Genomic DNA, 18073 nt, shown 5'->3' with positions numbered 1-18073 from the left:
ACAGGGTGTACAGACAATGGAAAGGTTGCGCATGAAAAAGGTATTGATTCTGGGAGCCGGAACGGGTGGAACCATGATGGCCAACAAATTACGGCATGAACTGAGTCAGAAGGAGTGGGAAATCACTCTGGTCGATCAGAGTCCCGATCATCACTATCAGCCCGGGTATTTGTTCATTCCCTTCGGAATCTACAAAGGGGCCGATGTGATCAGACCCAAACGGAATTATCTCGACAGCGGGATCCGGTTTATTCTTGATGTGATTTCGGGGATTGATCCGGAATCAAAATCCGTTGCACTGGAAAGCGGAAAAAAACTGACTTACGATTTTCTGATCATTGCAACCGGGGCTGCCCCGAATCCGGATGAAACGGAAGGCATGTCGGGAGAAGGCTGGTATAAAAACGCCTTCGATTTTTACACCTATGAGGGCGCCACTGCTCTTGCCCGCCATCTGCGCAACTGGGAAGGCGGCAAGCTGGTTGTGAACATTGTTGAAATGCCCATCAAATGTCCGGTTGCTCCGCTTGAATTTTCCTTTCTTGCCGATGAATTCTTTACAAACCGTCACATGCGGGACCGCGTGGATATCACTTATGTGACTCCCCTCGATGCCGCCTTTACCAAGCCGGTGGCCGCCCGGCATCTGGGTAATTTCCTGCACGAAAAAAACATCAATCTGGTTACCGACTTCAACACCGGTTCGGTGGATTATGAAAAAAATCAGATTCAGAGCTGGGATGGAAAGACCGTTGACTTCGATCTGCTCATCTCGATCCCCACCAACATGGGGGCGCCCGTCATCGGAGAGTCTGGTTTAGGTGATGACCTGAATTATGTTCCCACCGATCCGAAAACCCTGCGGTCCAAACAGTACGATGACATTTTCGTGATCGGTGATGCAACCGATATCCCCGCCAGCAAGGCAGGATCTGTTGCCCACTTTGCGGCCGAAACCCTGACCAAAAATTTCCTGAGAGTGGTTGATGGGTTTGAACCGCTGCCCGAGTTTGATGGTCATGCCAACTGCTACATCGAATCAGGATTCGGGAAGGGACTTCTCATCGACTTTAACTATGATGTGGAGCCCTTGCCTGGCAAATACCCGCTTCCGGGAATCGGACCTTTCACGCTCTTGCAGGAATCAAGAACCAACCACTGGGGGAAACTGCTCTTCAGGTGGATTTATTTCAACATGCTGATCAGAGGCGTTGAACTGCCGGTACCTGCAAAAATGATGATGGCCGGAAAACAAGCGCTGCAGGAGGCCTGAGATGTCGACCCCGGTGGAACTGGAACTGCAGGAAATTAACCGGAAGCTCGATTTTCTGATTGAGCATGCCGAACGGATGGAACGTCGTGTGTCGGCTCTGGAAGATCTGAAGTCGGATCTGATGCCCATCGTCAATGAGATCATGAAGGCGGCCATGGAAAACCTTGAGGAGGTGGCCCCCGAACTGACCCTTGAACGGATTCTGAGCCTGCTTAAAAAACTGGCCGTGAACCTGGGAACGATCGAACAACTGATCGACCGGGCGGTGGCAGCCAATGAACTGATCACCGACATGCAACCCATTCTGAACGATATCACTATCACAGTGATGGAAAAACTGGATGAATACGAGCGGAAGGGCTATGTGGACTTCATCAGAACCATGGCGAATGCCCTTGATCGGGTGGTCACCGGATTTACCCGAGAGGAAGTGGAAGCCTTCAGTGACAATGTGGTCCTGATTCTGAACACCGTCAAGTCGGTTACCCAGCCCGAGCTGATGACCATGGTCAATCAGGTGGTCTCGGTTACCCGCAAAATCGAGTATGATGAAATCAGAAATCCGTCGGTGCTTAGTCTGGTGAAGGACCTCAGCAGTCCGGAAATCAGGCGCGGCCTGGCCTTTTTCCTCAGGGTTCTGAAAGAAGCTTCACATCAACCAGCCTTGCCGCCGGCCGGTGGAAAATTGAATTAACTGAAACCAACAACAAGGGAGTATTGATCATGTCAGCCATTTTATCAACCGTCACCTTCGACAAGGAAGGGTTTCTCTCCGATCCGAAGGCCTGGACCCGCGAGCTCGGAGAGGCCATTGCCCAACGGGATGGAGTTTCGTTGACCGAAACACACTGGAAAGTCATTCTGTATATGCGGGAACAATATTTAAAAGAAGGACAGACTCCGACCGTCCGAAACATCACCAAAGCGGGGGTTGTGACGATGAAGGAGATTTATGATCTGTTTCCGGGAGGACCTGCCAAGATTCCTGCCAAAATCGGCGGCGTACCCAAACCCAAAGGCTGTATTTAACATCAGACCCATTCATAGGAGAAATGATCATGTCAGAGAACAGAAAAGTATCGATTATCTGCAGCAAGGGAACCCTCGATATGGCGCTCCCTGCCTTTATTATGGGAAATGCAGCACGGATGTCCGGAATTGAAGTCCATATTTTCTTCACCTTCTGGGGTATGGATATTATCAAGAAGTCGACCATGAATAAACTGCATGTGGCAACGGTGGGAAATCCGGCCATGGGTATTCCGACCATGATCGGCGGACTTCCGGGCATGGAAAATCTGGCCACCGCCATGATGAAAAAACAGTTGCAGGAACTGGATATTCCAGATATTCCCGAGTGGCTTGAAATGATGAGCGATGCCGGTGCTCATCTGTGGGCCTGTCAGCTTGCAGCCGATATGTTCAAACTGAAAAAAGAAGATCTGGATGATCACATCGAAGAGATCATTTCTGCAGTCGACTTTTTTGATAAGGCCGAAGGCGGTCAGATCATTTTCATCTGAGTCTGTTCCCGAAGCACTCCCGGTGTCTTGTGGAGTTTCTGCCAGATGCCGGGATCGGGCCGAATGGAACGCTGATCAGAAAACGTTTTTTCCCCGCTCACCGTGCTGGCGTTCCGGGTTGTATTAAACCAATTGATAAAAGGATTTTTCATGTCGGAGCATGTGTATCAGGTCCGGTTGGACTGGACGGAAGGAAAGCGGGGAACCGCTGTATCGGATGGGCGGATCACTCTGCCGGTGGGGTCGCCTCCGCAGTTCGACGGATACCCCGATACGTGGTCTCCTGAACATTTACTGGCAACTGCAACGGCCGGGTGTTACATGACCACTTTTGTGTTCTTCTGCAATCTGCTGAAAGTGCCACTCAAATCGCTGCATGTCGGGGCGGAACTGGAACTCGAAAAACTGGAAGGCGGTCCCTTCTGGGCAAAAACCATCACGCTGAAACCGGTCTTTTCCTTCGATGGGGACGTGCCGCAGGAAAAGATTGACAGCATTCTGCAGAAATCGAAAAAATATTGCATCGTTTCCAACTCGCTTAAATCCGATGTCCGGGTGGTGACGGGTTAACAACTTGCGATTTCGGACCTCGTTCTTCTTCTCTTTCGCTTCTCGTTTACCGGGGATTTCACATCCCCGGTTTCCTGTTTAATTCCACCAGATATCTGTTCAGAGTGGTTTCACTTCTGTAAACCAGGTTTACAAAAGTGTAAAGTGAAAAACGGTATCTGATCCCTTTTCCCGGGTAAAATGGCGCTTTCCCAGGTTGGCATGTCCCTTGTACCACCATCCGGCAACCAAACAGAGGTTGTGATGAGAGTGGTGTTTATTTGTCTGCTGATGTCTATGGTAGCTCCCCTTTCCCTGCTGGGACAGACCGATTCGGTGAAGGTTCGGTTCCCGATCTGGACCTTTCACGAGGACAGTGTAACCACCTATGGCGTATCGGTGGGGCTTGCGTCGGTCGATCCCAAATTGGTAACGACCAACGGGATTAAAGTCGAATTGCTTGGGATGGGTTGTCTCATTCCATTAATTCCTGGTGCTCCCACTCCGGTTTCAGAATCTGAATTGGATTCGTTGAAAAGACACGCTGACTCCATTGTGAATGGATTGGAACTTTCACTGTCAGGCACTTTTAATCAGGGGATAGTAACGGGCATCAGTGCAGGTTACATTGGTCAAGGTCATCTTCAGGTGAATGGCCTTTCCGTTGCCCTGATCGGAAACTTCGCACAGGAACACAACGGGTTACAACTTGCAGCCTCTAATTGGGCCGGGGCAATGAATGGTTTCCAGGTTGGATTGATTAATCAATGTTTTGGTGGGAAGGGAATTCAGATCGGACTCTGGAACGTGAATCCGGACCGGTCGATGCCACTCATCAATTTTCATTTTTAGGAAGCACGACGTAGTTGTCTATAAAGAGAAGCATTTGTGCAGGTGAAACAAGCTACAGGCTTCAGAAAGACTATAATATTGAGAGTGTTCAGAATTTTTCAATATCATTCTGAAACTATAACACATAGTGGGAAAGAAAAATTGTAACATGAAAAAGTATGGGTGGATTTTGGGATCGGTCATTCGAAAAGTTTGTATTCTTGTCTTGTTTGGTGGGTTAATTTTCTCATCAGCTTTTTCACAAACGGTGATTATTGATTCGACATCAATTAATGATAGTGAGCATCAGTATCTTCTGGGATTTGATCCAGGTTACCGTTCAACAATCAATGGGATCACTCTTAATTATTGGCCATCAAACTTTAGTACAACATCGAATGGTATTTATCTGGATGCCAATATTCTATCTGTTTTTGTGGGAGGATTTTCACTTCCTTATTTATTTGTCGGGATACCAAACCTACTCTCTCAAAAATCGGACTCAGCCACAGCAAATAAAATTGATACAATAATCGTAAAAAACAAGGTGAATGGCCTATCCTTATCCACAGGTAGTTTGCGAAACAATTACACCAAAATTAATGGAGTTTCCTTTTCTCTGATGCTGAATATGAATACAGAGGTTAACGGTGCATCCTTAGGCGTCATTACAAATGCCGTTACGGACTTTGAGGGATTCATGCTCTCTGGCGTAAACCTGTCCGAACGTGGCAGGGGTGTAATGGTAGGGTTACTAAATACCTCTGATGATTTTAAGGGAATACAACTCGGTCTTTGGAATCGGATTGGTAAGTGGGGTTTTCCATTTATAAACTTCAGGTTTTGAATTGCGGATTCAAGTAGTTAGCATAGTAATAGTAATCATGAAGATAGGAGCACGCAAATGAAAAAGTGGTTAATTCTGATCGTTCTTTCCATTTCTCCCAGTCTTGTATTTGGGCAACCGACTTTTTATACAACAGTTGGCATAGGAATTGAATTCAATAGTCTTTTCAAGGCGTATTTTATCCCCAAGGTGTCCTTCGGATATATATTCGAAAATGAGAGTTTTGTTAACCTTACAGTTAGCCACACAACCACAAAAGGTTCTCAATACGATCACTTGAATATTTATAGTGAAATGGGGACACCTGTTGGACCGAGAGGGAAACAAACTCTGGTTGGTGGAGGAGTGGGTGTTACCTTTACTGACTTTAAAAGATCATTCGATTACCATTATCGCTTAAATGCGTTTTCTGGCAACATCGCATTTGTTAATTATACGTATAGATTTGATCCACAATTAAAAAATTCAGTAGGTGTAGAATTTGTTGCTATGATTTATCCGGGGAGATATGAAACAGATCTTTACGATATACCATTGGAATTACCAATATCCTTATAAAAGTTTCAAAAAAAATATTCCGAGATTTTTATGTTGGATTCTATCGTAAGTGCATTGGGCAGGTCTGATTAGGAAGAGTAGTTCGTACGCGATAGTAGGGCGTTAGTCGTTTCTGTAAATTGAGGTTGCCGACAGCGATGCTTAAACCCGGAATAGTCTTTACTAAAATAGTTGGAGATTCTATGAAATTTGTGCGTCTTTTTTTTGTCGTTTACATTGTTGACTGTACTATTCTCGTGCACAACAACTCGAATTGTTGGAAATGAATCCATTGTATCACGAAATGATAAGGTGACATATAATGAGGTAAATGCGAGATTGAGATCACAGTCGGGGTGCGTGTACCTCACTGATTGTACTCAATTGTTTGGTAATATCGAGCAAATAAAATCGGATTCAGTCTGGATAGTTGAAAAGAAATCCAGGAGTGTAGTGGCAATTCCTATCAAGGCGATTCAACGCATCGAACAAACCGACCGAGTCGAGGGCTTTTTTGGAGGTCTATTTATAGGAGCTTGTGTAGGTTTCGTTGTTGGGGATTGGCTGGTGAATTAAAATATGATACCAAGAATGATGATCTGGTACTTGGAAAATTGGATTATCATTTCGGTGGGGGCGTCATTGGTGCACCTACGGGAATGGTCTACGGTCTGAGTCACGGAATGGTCAAATGTATCAATTCCAGGAAGAGGCTGTCGTGCAAATTGGTGTACAGCTCGAAAGTAAAGGCACGCTTTGACCAGTGGCTGAATTTGTCACCGACTATTTCCGGTTCTGAGAGATTAACATGCTTTCTTTATGATGTTTTATAGATTGGCGATTGGTTTTGAATAGACAAGTCGGACTGTTCGTTTCACATTATTAATCTATTTATATACTGGATAAAGCGATATGAAAATGATTGTTGTTTTACTGGTTCTGTTCGTAACCACAGTTGAAAAAGGACATACACAGGTCTCGCCTTATCTCACGACGGGCATAAGTTTTTCCTTTGGTCGCGGTGGTTATGTTTATATAACCCCTAAAATCACCTATGGTGTTATGACCGTTCCGGTAATGCATTATATAAATGCCACCATCTCTTATTCATTTGGTTGGAGCAGAGATCCATTTTGGAGCCTGTATAGTGAATATGGTCTTGCATATGTTGGGGTTGGCGCTGGGGTCTCAATGATGGAAAAAGGTGGAATCGATTTGTATTCTTTTCGCGGCAATGTTTTTATCGGAGCCGTTCCTTTCCTGAATTATACCTATCACTACAAACCAGAATTTCCAGATAATATGGGAATGGAGTTTGTTTTGCCTCTACGATATAATGAGGATGCTTTTAAATTATAAGTAAATTAATCTGAAGAAATATTATATGAAGTTTCTGTTCTGTTCGGATGTTTTCAGTTCAGGATGGTTTGCAAAGCAGAACCGGATGTCATGTCCGGAATTAACAGATGAAAAAAATATTTTTACGATCAACTTCTATATTTTGATACTATTTAAAAGAAAGAATCAGCATGACGAGGCCACTTTCAACAATGCTAGGAATGGTCTGTCTGTTTTTATGGACAGAATCCGTCCATTCACAATCATCAACAGATAGATACGGTTTCCCACTGTTGCGTGGGGTGGTTGGGTCGCTGGTTCTGCCGACCAGTGATTTTGCAGAACAAACTGTTAAAAAAACAGGACCCGCAACTCCCGGTGCAGGAATCGGTGTAATGGTTTACACACCGTTAGCAAACTCACTGTATTTTTCCGTGGGGGCCGAAGCCCGATTTACCTACAATAAAGTAAATATGTCGTCATTGAAATCAGAGTATGGTCCCGGCGCCGTAATGGATGTTGGCAGCTACAAAAATTTATGGTTACTCGGAGGGCTGCATGTCGGACTTGGTGGGTCTGTTGGGATCAGGGGACTAGCCGGGTTTGTTATTGCCAGTTCCCCGGATATCGGGATTTGCAATATGATGAAAAAAACGGATCAATCTGCTGGCACAGATATTATACCAGGCTATGGAGTTGGAATAACCTACCATTGGATAGATTCTTCCATTTTTACCGATGTGACCTGGTTGTATTGTCAACCAGAGTTCTCAGTAAAACGACAGGTAACGGATCAGAGCTATGAAAAGGTGGATGAAACGATTATCCGTCAGGAATCTATGATTTCTGTGGGGCTTGGTTGGTCGTTCTGAGCATGGCATTGTGTGATTGTAGCAGAGTCTGATTTTAATCAATCCTTATTCCTTCCGCTTAAACGGGTGACAATGCCAGACCCTGTGTGGGTGGCCCTTGGCGGGAAATCTCTGGAAGAGAAGGACGGCTTGCATCATTGATCCGCCGTTCTTTGGTTAAGAATTCGTTAGAACCGCTTCCATAGGAGTGTGGCCAGCTAGGTTAAGGTTTTTTACACTTCATCGTTTGCATACATTTAATACACTAACAAAAAAGGGATGGTCACATGAAACGTGTTTATTTGTCTTTGGTTCTCTTGCTTTTAACGGGTATGGTCAGTGCACAGGATTCTGTATGGGTTGCTGAGGAGACTGGGAAACTATCTGGAATTTTCGGGTCGTTTGTGATGGCCACCGGTGATTTTGGCGACGATGAAGGCGAAGGCGCTGGTGCAGCAAAGAATGGCTTCGGTGGCGGTTTGATGTTTTACTCTCCGCTTGCCCACTCACCGAATATGTCAGTTGGTTTTGAGGCCCGTCTTACCATGAATCCCATCGACATTTCCCCATTGGAAGATTTTTATGAGGATGTGGAATTTGACGCAGGAAATTATACCAATGTGTGGTTACTTGGAGGGATCAAGCTGGATGCCAGCAGTACCATCAGTGTCAGAGGGATGGCGGGTGTGGTGCTGGCCGGTTTTCCGGAAATCGAGGGGGATGATGGCTATGACAAGGTCACCTTATCGGCTGATTCCGAAGCAACCTTTGGATACGGATTCGGCGGAACCATCCGGCTATCCCGGGCCCTGTTTGTTGATGTCACATACCTGGCCTGTAAACCCGAGTTCGAATTGGAATCCTCTGCCTCCTCTGCCACAGCAAAGGTTGAACAGGAAGAATCCATGGTTGCCATCAGTCTGGGTATTGCATTCTGACCCTTGAATTCTGCTGATTGATTCCGAAAGGAAGAGATCATAATGGTGAAAACACTTTTTGCAATTTCTGGCATGCTCTGTCTGGCCTTTTGGGCAGGGCCCGCTTTCTCTCAGTCTGTTTCAGGTGAAAAAGTACACACTCTGCTGCGTGGGGTGGTAGGGTCTCTGGCGCTACCCACCGGAGAGTTTGCAGAAGAAACTGTTAAAAAAACAGGACCCGCAACTTCCGGTGCTGGAATCGGTTTGATGGTTTACACTCCCTTCGGAAACTCTTCTTTTTTATCCGTCGGTGGAGAGGCATGGTTTACCATCAATAAAGTAGATATATCGTCACTGACAGGAGACTTTGGTCTCATGTCAGAAACGGTGGTGGGCAGTTACAAGAACGTCTGGTTATTGGGTGGTGTGCAGATCGGGTTTGGGGAATTGGTTGGAATCAGGGGATTGGCTGGCATAGTGATTGCCGGGTATCCCGATGTGGAGTTTAGCAATTTGGGGAAGGAAATGAAACAATCCGCGGATACGGATCTTACTCCAGGTTATGGGGTTGGGGCTAGATACCGGTTTTCACCGTCGTTTTTTGCCGATGTCACCTGGTTGTATTGCGAACCCACCTTCGCGGTGAAGCGACAGGAATTGGATGTGATCTTTGAAAGAGTTGCTGAAAGGATTAACCGCCAGGAATCAGTGGTTTCTGTGGGGATCGGCTGGTTTTTCTGAGCAAGACGTTGTTTGACTTCGATTGTGTATGAGTCTAACCAATCCCCGTTCCTTCCGCTAAATCGGGTGACAATGCCAGACCCTGTGTGGGTGGCCCTTGGCGGGAAATCTCTGTAAGAGAAGGACGGCTTGCATCATTGATTAGCCCCTTCTCTGGTTAAGAATTCGTTGAACCGCTTCCACTTTGCTCATTCCCCTAAGATTAAGTTATTTTTACATTCTTATATACTTGCTTTTACAACCAAAAAAAAAGATATAAACATGAACCGAGTGATCTTGTTAATGGTACTCTTGCTTTCCTCGGGTATAGTCAGTGCACAGGATTCCGTGTGGGTGCCAGATAAGAATGAAAGATGGTTTGGCGTTTTCGGGTCGTTTGTGAAGGTCACCAGTGATTTTAGAAGTGATGAAGGTGAAAGCGCTGGCGCAGCAAAGAATGGCTTTGGTGGCGGTTTAATGTTTTATTCTCCGCTGAGACATTCACCAACCATGTCCGTGGGATTCGAAGCGCGTCTGACCATGAATCCCATCGGTAATTCTCCTTTGGAGGATATATTGGAGAATGTTGAAGTTAAAGGAACCTATACCAATGTGTGGCTGCTTGGGGGAATTATTCTGGATATAAACAATGCCCTGAGTGTCAAAGGACTTGCAGGGGTTGTAATGGCTGATTTCCCGGAAATTGAGCAGGATAATGGGTTTGGTAAGTTTAAAATAGATATTGCAACGGAATCTGTCTTTGGTTACGGTGTCGGCGGAACCATTTGGATAGCCCCTTCTTCGTTTATTGATGTGACCTACTTGGTTTGCGAGCCCGGGTTCGAGATACAATACAATTCATCCACTCCCAATTCAAAAACAGTCAAAGTCGGACATGATGAATCCATGGTGGCCATCAGTCTGGGTTTTGCTTTCTGACGCTTGCATTCTGCCCATTGATTCCGAAAGGAAGAGATCATAATGGTGAAAACACTTTTTGCAATTTCTGGCATCCTCTGTCTGGCCTCATGGGCAGGGCCCGCTTACTCTCAGGCTGTTCCTGATGAACCGGTTTACCCTCCACTTCGCGGAGTGGTCTGGTCCTTCACGGTTCCAACGGGTGATTTCGCATCTGAAACAATTAAGGATTCAGGTCCGGCCAGTCAAGGGGTAGGAGGAGGTTTAATGGTGTACATGCCTGTTGGGAATTCCAAGGTTTTCTCGATGGGTATGGAAGCCCGGTTCACCTACAATCAGGTTGATTTCTCAGATCTTGAAGCGGAGTACGGGCCCAACGCTGAGTTCAGGGACGAGAGCTACAGGAATATATGGCTGATGGGTGGCTTAGCCTACTCGTTCAGTGACCAGATTGGAATGCGGGGTCTGGCCGGATTGGTTATCGCCGGGCCACCCGGAATTGATTTCCGCAGCGAGAAACATGTCATTTTCCGTACCGCTGATACGGACTACACCATCGGCTTTGGGCTTGGTACCACTTACCGGTTTAACCGTTCTTTTTTTGCCGACATGACGCTGCTCTCCTGCAAACCCGGATATAAAATCATCACTGATAAGGCGGTTGAGCCGGTGTATAACCGGTTTTACGACACTCTGGTAAGACAGGAATCCCTGATGGCGGTCAGTCTTGGTTGGTCGTTCTGAGCACTGAATCAGAAAAAGTAACCTCGTTTTACACTTTCCTTTACACTATTGTAAGCGTTCTTGTCATAAAAACCCCGTAAATTGCCTGTTACGGGGCCGGTGGGGATCTGGCACGTGAGTTGAACCGGTACCGGGTAGAACCATCTACAGGAGTTACCATGAAACGCTCACTTGTTATCCTTATCCACCTGCTGTTCGTTGCCTCTCTTCAGGCCCAACCCATGATGAGTCAGCGGCTCGATGCCAGCATCATCGTCATGGATCTGAAAGCCGCACAGGTCAAACTGAACAGCCTCATCGAAACCCATCAGGCCCTGATCCTGAATTCTTCCACCTCGGGTGCCTATTCCAACGCCCGGCAACTTACACTTCTTCTGTCGACCAACCAGGCCGGATTCGATGCCTTCCGCAAAGAATTGCCAGCATTGGGAACGGTTCGGCGGTTCGACCTGAATACCCGCGATAACCAGAAGGAAAAGGAAAGCATCGAGATGGAACTGGGTTTTTATAAATCCCAGCGTGAAGTGTACACCACCGAAATGACCAAGCTGGATCCTTCCGCACGTAATAAGAATTACGAAACCATGTGGGAAAAAGCCCGGGAGCTGGATCAGCGGATTTTCGAGCTCGAAAAGCGCCTGCTGAACCGTAAACAGGAAACCAGTGCATGGGAAGTCTCGCTCTCAATTGAGGAAGAGCATGGCGAACCGCTCGAAAGCGCCGATTGGGATTTCGTGAACATGCCCGGTCTGGAAACCATGGTGATTGCTGTGGAAAATCCGAAAAAGGGTGTTTCTGATGCGGTGTATGCCGGTGGTGGTCTCCGTTACATGTTTACCCGGGGTAAAAGCTATCTGAATCTGCAGGTGCTGAAAGCCATGAATACGTCATCAGGCGATTCCACCACCGCCAGAGACATGTTTGTGTATGGATGGGGTTCCGATTTTTATGCCAGATATTTCGGGCGTGGTCAGAATCAATTCTTCAATCTGTACAGCGGCTTTGTCATCGGCGGCACGTTCATGACCAGCGAGACCATCAACCGTCACGTGATGCATGTGAATCCGCACATCGGAATCGAGATCTTCAAGAACCAGTACATGGTCCTCGATACCCGGGTGGGTTACTTCCTGCCGCTGACCGAAAAGCAGAACCAGGATTTCCGGGGACTGACTCATAATTTGTCTTTTAACTTTGTATTCTGATTGAAGCTGAAAAGCGGCCAACCGGGAGAACGCCATGCCACTCACACAGGAACAGTATGATAACCTGAAAAACCGGCTAGATCAGCTGGAGCAGCGGCGCCGCATCTGGGAAGCCGACTTAAACACGCTCCGCATTGATCTGGAAGCCTGGCAAAAGGCGAAACCGGAAGCGAAGACAGAATCACCGGTGACGACAACAGCGGACCCGGCCGGAATCTGCGGAACACCACTGATTCCTGAGTCTGAACAACGACCCAAGGCCAGCCCAGCACCCAAACCATCCAACTGGGCCCTGACCGAGAAACTGATCGGTGAGAACCTGATTAATAAAATCGGGATTCTGATTCTGCTGATCGGGGTTGGAATCGGGACCAAATACGCCATTGATCACAATCTGATCAGCCCGGTATTCCGGATTCTGTCTGGATATGCTCTTGGACTGGCGCTGCTGGCCGTCTCCTTCCGGCTGGCTGATAAGCTGCCGGCCTACAGTGCGGTTCTGTTTGGCGGATCGATGGCAACCAGCTATCTGGTGACATACGCTGCGTACCGGTATTATGCCCTCATTCCCGATTGGCTGGCCTTTCTCATCATGGTGCTGGTGACGGCGTCAACTGTGGCCGGGGCCATCCGGAAAAATCAGGTGGTGATTGCCCATGTGGGGTTGGTGGCTGCTTATGCCGTTCCCCTGCTTCTCAGTGAAGGCCATGGACGGGTGGAAATTCTGTTCACCTACATGGCACTCCTGAATACCGGTATTCTGATCGTGGCCTGGCAGCGTTACTGGAAATCGCTGCTGGTCACCTCGGTTGTGATTACCTGGTTGCTGGTGGCCCAGTGGCAATCCGGCCTGACTCACGGATCAGCCGACGTCTGGATGGGTCTGGGATTTGTCACCCTTTTCTTCGTGATCTTTTATGTGGTGCTGACGGCCTATCGTCTTAAACAACGCGGATCGTTTACATACACCGATGTGTCGATGATCCTGCTAAACACACTGGCGTACGGACTGAGTGGTTATGGATTGCTGAGTTTATCTCCATCAGGAGAAAGCTGGCAGGGCTGGTTCATGATTCTCTGTACAGGGTTTCATGCCACCGCTTCAATCATGGCCCGTTTGCGAACGGGAACCGATGACAACTTTCACCTGCTCACCACCGGTCTGGCACTGACTTTTCTGGTGTTGTGGGTACCGGTGCAACTCGATGGCCGGTGGGTCGCCGCCTTCTGGGCGGGTGAAGCGGTGGTCCTGTTCCTGATCGGCCGGTCAAAAGGACAATCGCTTTATGAAGGATTCGCCTGGCCAGCCCTGATGCTGAGTTTTTTCAGCACACTCATCATGTGGTTCCGCGATTACGGCACATGGGATCCGGTTCAGGCCTCCACCTGGATCACACCGGTGCTTAACCGGACCTTTCTGGTCAGTTTGCTCGTCATGACCGGCTTTTCGGTGGTGACCTGGTTTCACTTTAAATGGAAAGAACGCTTTCCCTGGTCGGGAAAGTCGCTGTCTACCATCGCATCGACCGTGTGTACGGTGTTGCTGGCCCTGATCATCTATGGCTCCATCCGTGCTGAAATCGCCAACTGGTGGGATCAGTTATATACCCGTTCCACCTTTATGGTTCCGGCGGGCACGTCCTTCTGGACCCATTGGGATGAAAGTCTGTTACTGAAGAAAAACGTCATCCTCATGACGTATACGGTCTTTTTTCTGGTGGTCATCGGATGGCTGAATCACCGGCGGTTTAAAAACGAGGCGGTTCTGTGGTCGTATCTGGGACTTTCCCTGCTTCTGATTCTCGGGCTGTTCACCAGTACCCTTGAGCAACTTGATCAGCTTCGCACGCTCTGGCTCAACACCACCTTATCACGGCCCTTCAATCAGGACATTACCTTTCTGGCCATCCGGTATCCCCTGCTTGCTGTGGTGGGTGTCCTGCTGGCGCTTGTATGGAAACAAGCAGGATGGTCCCGCCTTGAACCGGCGTCGAAAACCGGGTTACTGGTGATTAGTCATCTGGTAATTCTCGGACTGATTTCTTCCGAATTGATTCAATGGATGCAAATCCTGCGGGTTTCCGACTCCGATAAACTGGGGCTCAGCATTCTCTGGGGACTGTATGCCTTGCTGCTGATAGGGTTGGGAATCAGGAAGCAGTTGAGGCCGCTTCGGGTTCTGGCCATCTCGCTGATCGGAATCACTCTGTTGAAAGTGACTTTTCATGATCTGGCCGATATGGATACCATCGGAAAGACCATCGTTCTGGTGGTGCTGGGCCTTCTGATGCTGCTGATGTCGTTCCTTTACAACCGCTACCGTTCCGTGTTGTTCCCTTCCGGGGGCGATCAGTAACCCCCATTTCCCGGGTGGATGCATTGGGATTTCATTAGCATTCATCCGGGGCTCTTTCCTCTGCAGGTCCGACCCTGTATTTTTACCGGATTCCGATGCACCGGTCCGACGCTTTCTGACCGGATTGCCAATCGGGTAACCGCAATCAAAGGAAATCGTTATGTTCGCCCAACACCCTGTCGGCCTCCGGCTGCTGTTTTTTACCGAAACGTGGGAACGGTTCAGTTATTACGGTATGCGGGCGCTGCTCTCGCTGTTCATGATCAACGCTCTGTTGTTCGATAAGGCCTTCACCTCCCAGATCTATGGAATTTACACGGCTGCTGTGTACATGACTCCTATCATCGGGGGCTATATTTCCGACCGGTACTGGGGCAATCGCCGGTCCATCATTGTGGGAGCCATCCTCATGGCGCTTGGACAGTTCGGGTTGTTCATCTCGGGTACGTTTTATTCCACAGCCGATGTGGCCATCCCGTTCTTCGCCATCGGCCTGACATTGCTTGTCATCGGGAACGGATTTTTCAAACCGAATATTTCCACCATGGTGGGAACCCTGTACCCCGAAGGTGACCGCCGCCGCGATTCGGCTTACACCATTTTCTACATGGGGGTTAACCTTGGTGCTTTTCTCTCTCCGCTGGTCTGCGGCTACCTGGGTGATACCGGCAGCGCTGCCGATTTCCGCTGGGGATTTTTTGCTGCCGGCATCGGAATGCTCATCGGTCTGTTCACCTTTATCACCATGAAGGACAAGTATCTGGTCACGCCTACCGGCGAGCAGATCGGATTGGCTCCCTCGGGCAAGTCACAAACCGAAAAAGAAAAGTACGATAAACCGCTGACCAGCATTGACTACCAACGGATTGCGGTGATCTTTATCCTGGCGTTTTTCGTGGTGTTCTTCTGGGCGTCCTTCGAACAGGCGGGTATTTCTCTGACGTTCTTCGCAGAAGAACAAACCATCCGGGACTTTAATGTGGTCGGAATTGATTTCGTGGTTCCGGCAAGCTGGTTCCAATCCATCAATCCGCTCATGATTTTGCTTCTGGCACCCTTCTTTGCCTGGCTCTGGATCAAATTGGGCGACCGGGGAATGGAACCCTCATCCCCCGTGAAAATGTCGATCGGTATTTTCCTGCTGTCGGTCGGTTATCTCATTATTATTTACGGAATCAGTCAGGCGGAAGGTGGGGCCAAGGTGTCTGCTTTCTGGCTTTTTGCACTCTACACCGTTCATACCATGGGCGAACTCTGCCTGTCACCCATCGGACTTTCCATGGTGAACAAGCTCGCTCCTCTGAAATTTGCCTCCCTCCTGATGGGCGTCTGGTTTCTGGCCAACATGGCTGCCAATTACACCGCCGGTGTTCTGAGTAGCTTTTACCCCGATCCGAAAGCGGGTCATTTCCCCGAACTGTTCGGATTCGTTATCGGCGACCTGCAGGCCTTTTTCATGATCTTTGTAATCATGTCGGCCACCGCCGCTGCCATTCTGTTTGTGCTCAGTTTCTGGCTGAAAAAACTCATGCACGGGGTGCACTAAGTCAGAAGTCAGAATTCAGAAGTAAGAATTCAGAATACGGAATACGGAATCCCACCTCTTTGCCAAGGACGGGAAGGGGAGTGGGTCTGTCAGGTACTTTAAACCGGGATGACATCGCAGGCGGATTTTTCTGATTACAGGAAAAACCCTTTGGCTTCGAGACCCTCAGCCACCGGGTTTTTCCAATCACCAATCACCAATCACCAATCACTATTCACCAAAAAAGGACATCACATGTTTCAGGGACATCCTAAAGGATTGTACGTTCTGTTCTTCACCGAAATGTGGGAGCGGTTCGGCTTCTACACCATGGTGGCCATTTTCGTTTTCTATCTGGGTGCGGCATTTGGCTGGGATAGCCAACAGGTCACCAATGTCTGGGGAATCTTCATGGCGGCGGTTTACTTCACCCCCATCATCGGTGGATGGATTGCCGACAATTATCTGGGGTACGGCCGCACCATTGTGATCGGGGCCATCACCCTGGGTATTGGTTACGCACTGCTGGCCATCCCCACAAACAGTCTCACCCAACTGTACATTGCCCTTGCAGTGGTTGCCATCGGGAACGGACTGTTTAAAGCCAACATCTCGGTCATGGTAGGTAATCTCTATGCCCACAAGGATGGTTCTCTGAAGGATGCCGGATTTAACATCTTTTACATGGGGATCAACATCGGCGCTTTTTACGCACCCCAGGCTGCTGCAGGAATCCGCAACTATTTCCAGAATGATCTGGGAACGTCACTGGCGGTTGCCTACAATGCCGGATTCGGAATTGCTGCCATCGGGATGGTGATTTCTCTGCTCATTTTCGTTCTCTTCCGTAAATACTACGCCGATGCCGATTACCAATCGAAACATGCCGTCAACTCGGTGAAGGATGTGGTGCTGACTCCCACCCAGGAACGGGAACGGATCATTGCGCTGGTGACGATTTTCACCATCGTGATTTTCTTCTGGATGGCTTTCCATCAGAATGGAGCCGCTCTGTCCTTGTATGCACAGAATTACACCGATTCGGTAGTCGGACCTTTTACGGCGGTCCTTTTCAACATTGTCGGACTTCATGCCGTTATTGCCTTCTTCATCGGAATCGGCCTGGCCTTCAGCAAATCGTCATCATCCCGCTCGAAAGGAATCGGATGGGCATTGCTGGCTGGCGGATCGGCTGTCATTCTGTATCAGGCATTGAACAATGAACCGCTGACCTCCATTTCTCCCGAACAGTTTATTTCCTTCAACGCCATGTTCATTGTGCTGATGACGCCGTTGATTGTGGCCATTTTCAGATGGATGAACGGAAAGGGAATTGAACCATCCTCTCCTGCGAAAATCGGAATCGGGATGCTGGTCACCGGCATTGCATTCCTGCTGATGATGGCAGCTTCCTTCAGTCTGCCTCCGGTTCACTCACTCAACGGACAGCCCTCACCAGTTACGGTAACTCCTTACTTCCTGATATCGACGTATTTCATCCTCACCATTGCCGAGCTGTTCCTGAGCCCGATGGGACTGTCTTTTGTTTCCAAAGTCGCTCCGGCCCGGATGAAAGGTCTCATGATGGGCGGATGGTTCATGGCCACCGCCATTGGCAACTACCTGTCGGGTTTTGTCGGACGGTTTTATCAGAACTGGGAACTGTGGCAGTTCTTCCTGTTGCTGGTGGTTACCTCGCTGGTCAGTGCGTTGCTGGTTCTCTTCTTCCTTAAAAAACTGAAAGCAGCAACGGAATAGGGAATATGGGAGTCAGGCCCTTCGGTCCCGGTCATTGAGCGGCCCTTCGACTCCGCTCAGGGACCAAGCAAAGTCGAAGGGCTGTTCACCTGAAAAACCCTTTGGCTTCGAGACCCTCAGCCACCGGGTTTTTCCATCAACCAATCACTTGTATTAACTGATCTCTGATCATTGCTTTTTG

The 18073-nt window shown here is 48.4% G+C and carries 19 protein-coding genes; 18 read left to right on the top strand and 1 reads right to left on the bottom strand.

Annotated features, from left to right (window positions below; genetic code table 11):
- Positions 1-31 precede the first annotated feature (31 nt).
- From HUU10_14290 to HUU10_14275, 4 genes are read left to right on the top strand one after another with little or no spacing between them, the layout of a single operon-like run.
- Positions 32-1273, top strand: a complete 1242-nt coding sequence (locus HUU10_14290) for an NAD(P)/FAD-dependent oxidoreductase (protein ID NUQ82776.1) — start codon at positions 32-34, stop codon at positions 1271-1273.
- Between the two features lies 1 nt (position 1274).
- Positions 1275-1967 carry a DUF1641 domain-containing protein gene (locus tag HUU10_14285; protein ID NUQ82775.1) on the top strand — a complete coding sequence of 231 codons (693 nt, stop codon included), beginning with the start codon at positions 1275-1277 and terminating at the stop codon, positions 1965-1967.
- 29 nt (positions 1968-1996) lie between these two features.
- Positions 1997-2302 carry a TusE/DsrC/DsvC family sulfur relay protein gene (locus HUU10_14280; protein NUQ82774.1) on the top strand — a complete coding sequence of 102 codons (306 nt, stop codon included), beginning with the start codon at positions 1997-1999 and terminating at the stop codon, positions 2300-2302.
- A gap of 29 nt (positions 2303-2331) precedes the next feature.
- Entirely contained in the window at positions 2332-2796 is a 465-nt protein-coding gene (locus HUU10_14275) for a DsrE/DsrF/DrsH-like family protein (GenBank protein ID NUQ82773.1), read from the top strand.
- On the opposite strand, the gene HUU10_14270 is transcribed toward HUU10_14275, so the two are convergent.
- Complete coding sequence (locus HUU10_14270) at positions 2778-2948, bottom strand: hypothetical protein (protein ID NUQ82772.1); 171 nt, start codon at positions 2946-2948, stop codon at positions 2778-2780. The two genes, HUU10_14275 and HUU10_14270, sit on opposite strands and share 19 nt — an antisense overlap.
- On the opposite strand from HUU10_14270, the gene HUU10_14265 reads away from it, so the two are divergent.
- From HUU10_14265 to HUU10_14200, 14 genes are all read left to right on the top strand, one after another.
- A complete protein-coding gene (locus HUU10_14265) occupies positions 2947-3366 on the top strand; it encodes an OsmC family protein (protein NUQ82771.1) in 420 nt (139 codons plus the stop codon). The two genes, HUU10_14270 and HUU10_14265, sit on opposite strands and share 2 nt — an antisense overlap.
- 243 nt (positions 3367-3609) lie before the next feature.
- Entirely contained in the window at positions 3610-4197 is a 588-nt protein-coding gene (locus tag HUU10_14260; GenBank protein ID NUQ82770.1) for a hypothetical protein, read from the top strand.
- Positions 4198-4345: 148 nt separating this feature from the next.
- Positions 4346-5023: a hypothetical protein gene (locus HUU10_14255; GenBank protein ID NUQ82769.1), complete on the top strand. Its 678-nt coding sequence runs from the start codon at positions 4346-4348 to the stop codon at positions 5021-5023.
- Between the two features lie 57 nt (positions 5024-5080).
- Positions 5081-5581, top strand: a complete 501-nt coding sequence (locus HUU10_14250; GenBank protein ID NUQ82768.1) for a hypothetical protein — start codon at positions 5081-5083, stop codon at positions 5579-5581.
- An 891-nt stretch (positions 5582-6472) separates the two neighbouring features.
- Positions 6473-6919 carry a hypothetical protein gene (locus HUU10_14245; GenBank protein NUQ82767.1) on the top strand — a complete coding sequence of 149 codons (447 nt, stop codon included), beginning with the start codon at positions 6473-6475 and terminating at the stop codon, positions 6917-6919.
- Between the two features lie 170 nt (positions 6920-7089).
- Positions 7090-7770, top strand: coding sequence for a hypothetical protein (locus HUU10_14240; GenBank protein NUQ82766.1), 681 nt, complete (start codon positions 7090-7092; stop codon positions 7768-7770).
- 266 nt (positions 7771-8036) lie between these two features.
- Complete coding sequence (locus HUU10_14235; GenBank protein ID NUQ82765.1) at positions 8037-8687, top strand: hypothetical protein; 651 nt, start codon at positions 8037-8039, stop codon at positions 8685-8687.
- A gap of 42 nt (positions 8688-8729) precedes the next feature.
- A complete protein-coding gene (locus HUU10_14230; GenBank protein NUQ82764.1) occupies positions 8730-9407 on the top strand; it encodes an outer membrane beta-barrel protein in 678 nt (225 codons plus the stop codon).
- 168 nt (positions 9408-9575) lie between these two features.
- Positions 9576-10325: a hypothetical protein gene (locus HUU10_14225; GenBank protein ID NUQ82763.1), complete on the top strand. Its 750-nt coding sequence runs from the start codon at positions 9576-9578 to the stop codon at positions 10323-10325.
- A gap of 42 nt (positions 10326-10367) precedes the next feature.
- Complete coding sequence (locus HUU10_14220; protein NUQ82762.1) at positions 10368-11048, top strand: hypothetical protein; 681 nt, start codon at positions 10368-10370, stop codon at positions 11046-11048.
- Positions 11049-11206: 158 nt separating this feature from the next.
- Entirely contained in the window at positions 11207-12253 is a 1047-nt protein-coding gene (locus HUU10_14215; protein ID NUQ82761.1) for a hypothetical protein, read from the top strand.
- A 34-nt stretch (positions 12254-12287) separates the two neighbouring features.
- Complete coding sequence (locus tag HUU10_14210; protein ID NUQ82760.1) at positions 12288-14609, top strand: DUF2339 domain-containing protein; 2322 nt, start codon at positions 12288-12290, stop codon at positions 14607-14609.
- 160 nt (positions 14610-14769) lie between these two features.
- Positions 14770-16155: a peptide MFS transporter gene (locus HUU10_14205; protein NUQ82759.1), complete on the top strand. Its 1386-nt coding sequence runs from the start codon at positions 14770-14772 to the stop codon at positions 16153-16155.
- A 234-nt stretch (positions 16156-16389) separates the two neighbouring features.
- Positions 16390-17892 carry a peptide MFS transporter gene (locus HUU10_14200; protein NUQ82758.1) on the top strand — a complete coding sequence of 501 codons (1503 nt, stop codon included), beginning with the start codon at positions 16390-16392 and terminating at the stop codon, positions 17890-17892.
- The last annotated feature ends 181 nt before the right edge of the window (positions 17893-18073 follow it).

The sequence above is a fragment of the Bacteroidota bacterium genome (assembly GCA_013360915.1).
GTDB lineage: Bacteria > Bacteroidota > JABWAT01 > JABWAT01 > JABWAT01 > JABWAT01.
This window is presented reverse-complemented; position numbering and strand designations above follow the sequence as displayed.

Excerpts from the sequence above, each read along its gene's own strand:
- HUU10_14220 (NUQ82762.1), top strand. The coding sequence starts at position 10,368 with ATGGTGAAAACACTTTTTGCAATTTCTGGCATCCTCTGTCTGGCCTCA.
- HUU10_14255 (NUQ82769.1), top strand. The coding sequence starts at position 4,346 with ATGAAAAAGTATGGGTGGATTTTGGGATCGGTCATTCGAAAAGTTTGT.
- HUU10_14260 (NUQ82770.1), top strand. The coding sequence starts at position 3,610 with ATGAGAGTGGTGTTTATTTGTCTGCTGATGTCTATGGTAGCTCCCCTT.
- HUU10_14250 (NUQ82768.1), top strand. The coding sequence starts at position 5,081 with ATGAAAAAGTGGTTAATTCTGATCGTTCTTTCCATTTCTCCCAGTCTT.
- HUU10_14200 (NUQ82758.1), top strand. The coding sequence starts at position 16,390 with ATGTTTCAGGGACATCCTAAAGGATTGTACGTTCTGTTCTTCACCGAA.
- HUU10_14290 (NUQ82776.1), top strand. The coding sequence starts at position 32 with ATGAAAAAGGTATTGATTCTGGGAGCCGGAACGGGTGGAACCATGATG.
- HUU10_14240 (NUQ82766.1), top strand. The coding sequence starts at position 7,090 with ATGACGAGGCCACTTTCAACAATGCTAGGAATGGTCTGTCTGTTTTTA.
- HUU10_14210 (NUQ82760.1), top strand. The coding sequence starts at position 12,288 with ATGCCACTCACACAGGAACAGTATGATAACCTGAAAAACCGGCTAGAT.
- HUU10_14245 (NUQ82767.1), top strand. The coding sequence starts at position 6,473 with ATGAAAATGATTGTTGTTTTACTGGTTCTGTTCGTAACCACAGTTGAA.
- HUU10_14280 (NUQ82774.1), top strand. The coding sequence starts at position 1,997 with ATGTCAGCCATTTTATCAACCGTCACCTTCGACAAGGAAGGGTTTCTC.
- HUU10_14205 (NUQ82759.1), top strand. The coding sequence starts at position 14,770 with ATGTTCGCCCAACACCCTGTCGGCCTCCGGCTGCTGTTTTTTACCGAA.
- HUU10_14265 (NUQ82771.1), top strand. The coding sequence starts at position 2,947 with ATGTCGGAGCATGTGTATCAGGTCCGGTTGGACTGGACGGAAGGAAAG.
- HUU10_14275 (NUQ82773.1), top strand. The coding sequence starts at position 2,332 with ATGTCAGAGAACAGAAAAGTATCGATTATCTGCAGCAAGGGAACCCTC.
- HUU10_14215 (NUQ82761.1), top strand. The coding sequence starts at position 11,207 with ATGAAACGCTCACTTGTTATCCTTATCCACCTGCTGTTCGTTGCCTCT.
- HUU10_14235 (NUQ82765.1), top strand. The coding sequence starts at position 8,037 with ATGAAACGTGTTTATTTGTCTTTGGTTCTCTTGCTTTTAACGGGTATG.
- HUU10_14230 (NUQ82764.1), top strand. The coding sequence starts at position 8,730 with ATGGTGAAAACACTTTTTGCAATTTCTGGCATGCTCTGTCTGGCCTTT.
- HUU10_14270 (NUQ82772.1), bottom strand. The coding sequence starts at position 2,948 with ATGAAAAATCCTTTTATCAATTGGTTTAATACAACCCGGAACGCCAGC.
- HUU10_14285 (NUQ82775.1), top strand. The coding sequence starts at position 1,275 with ATGTCGACCCCGGTGGAACTGGAACTGCAGGAAATTAACCGGAAGCTC.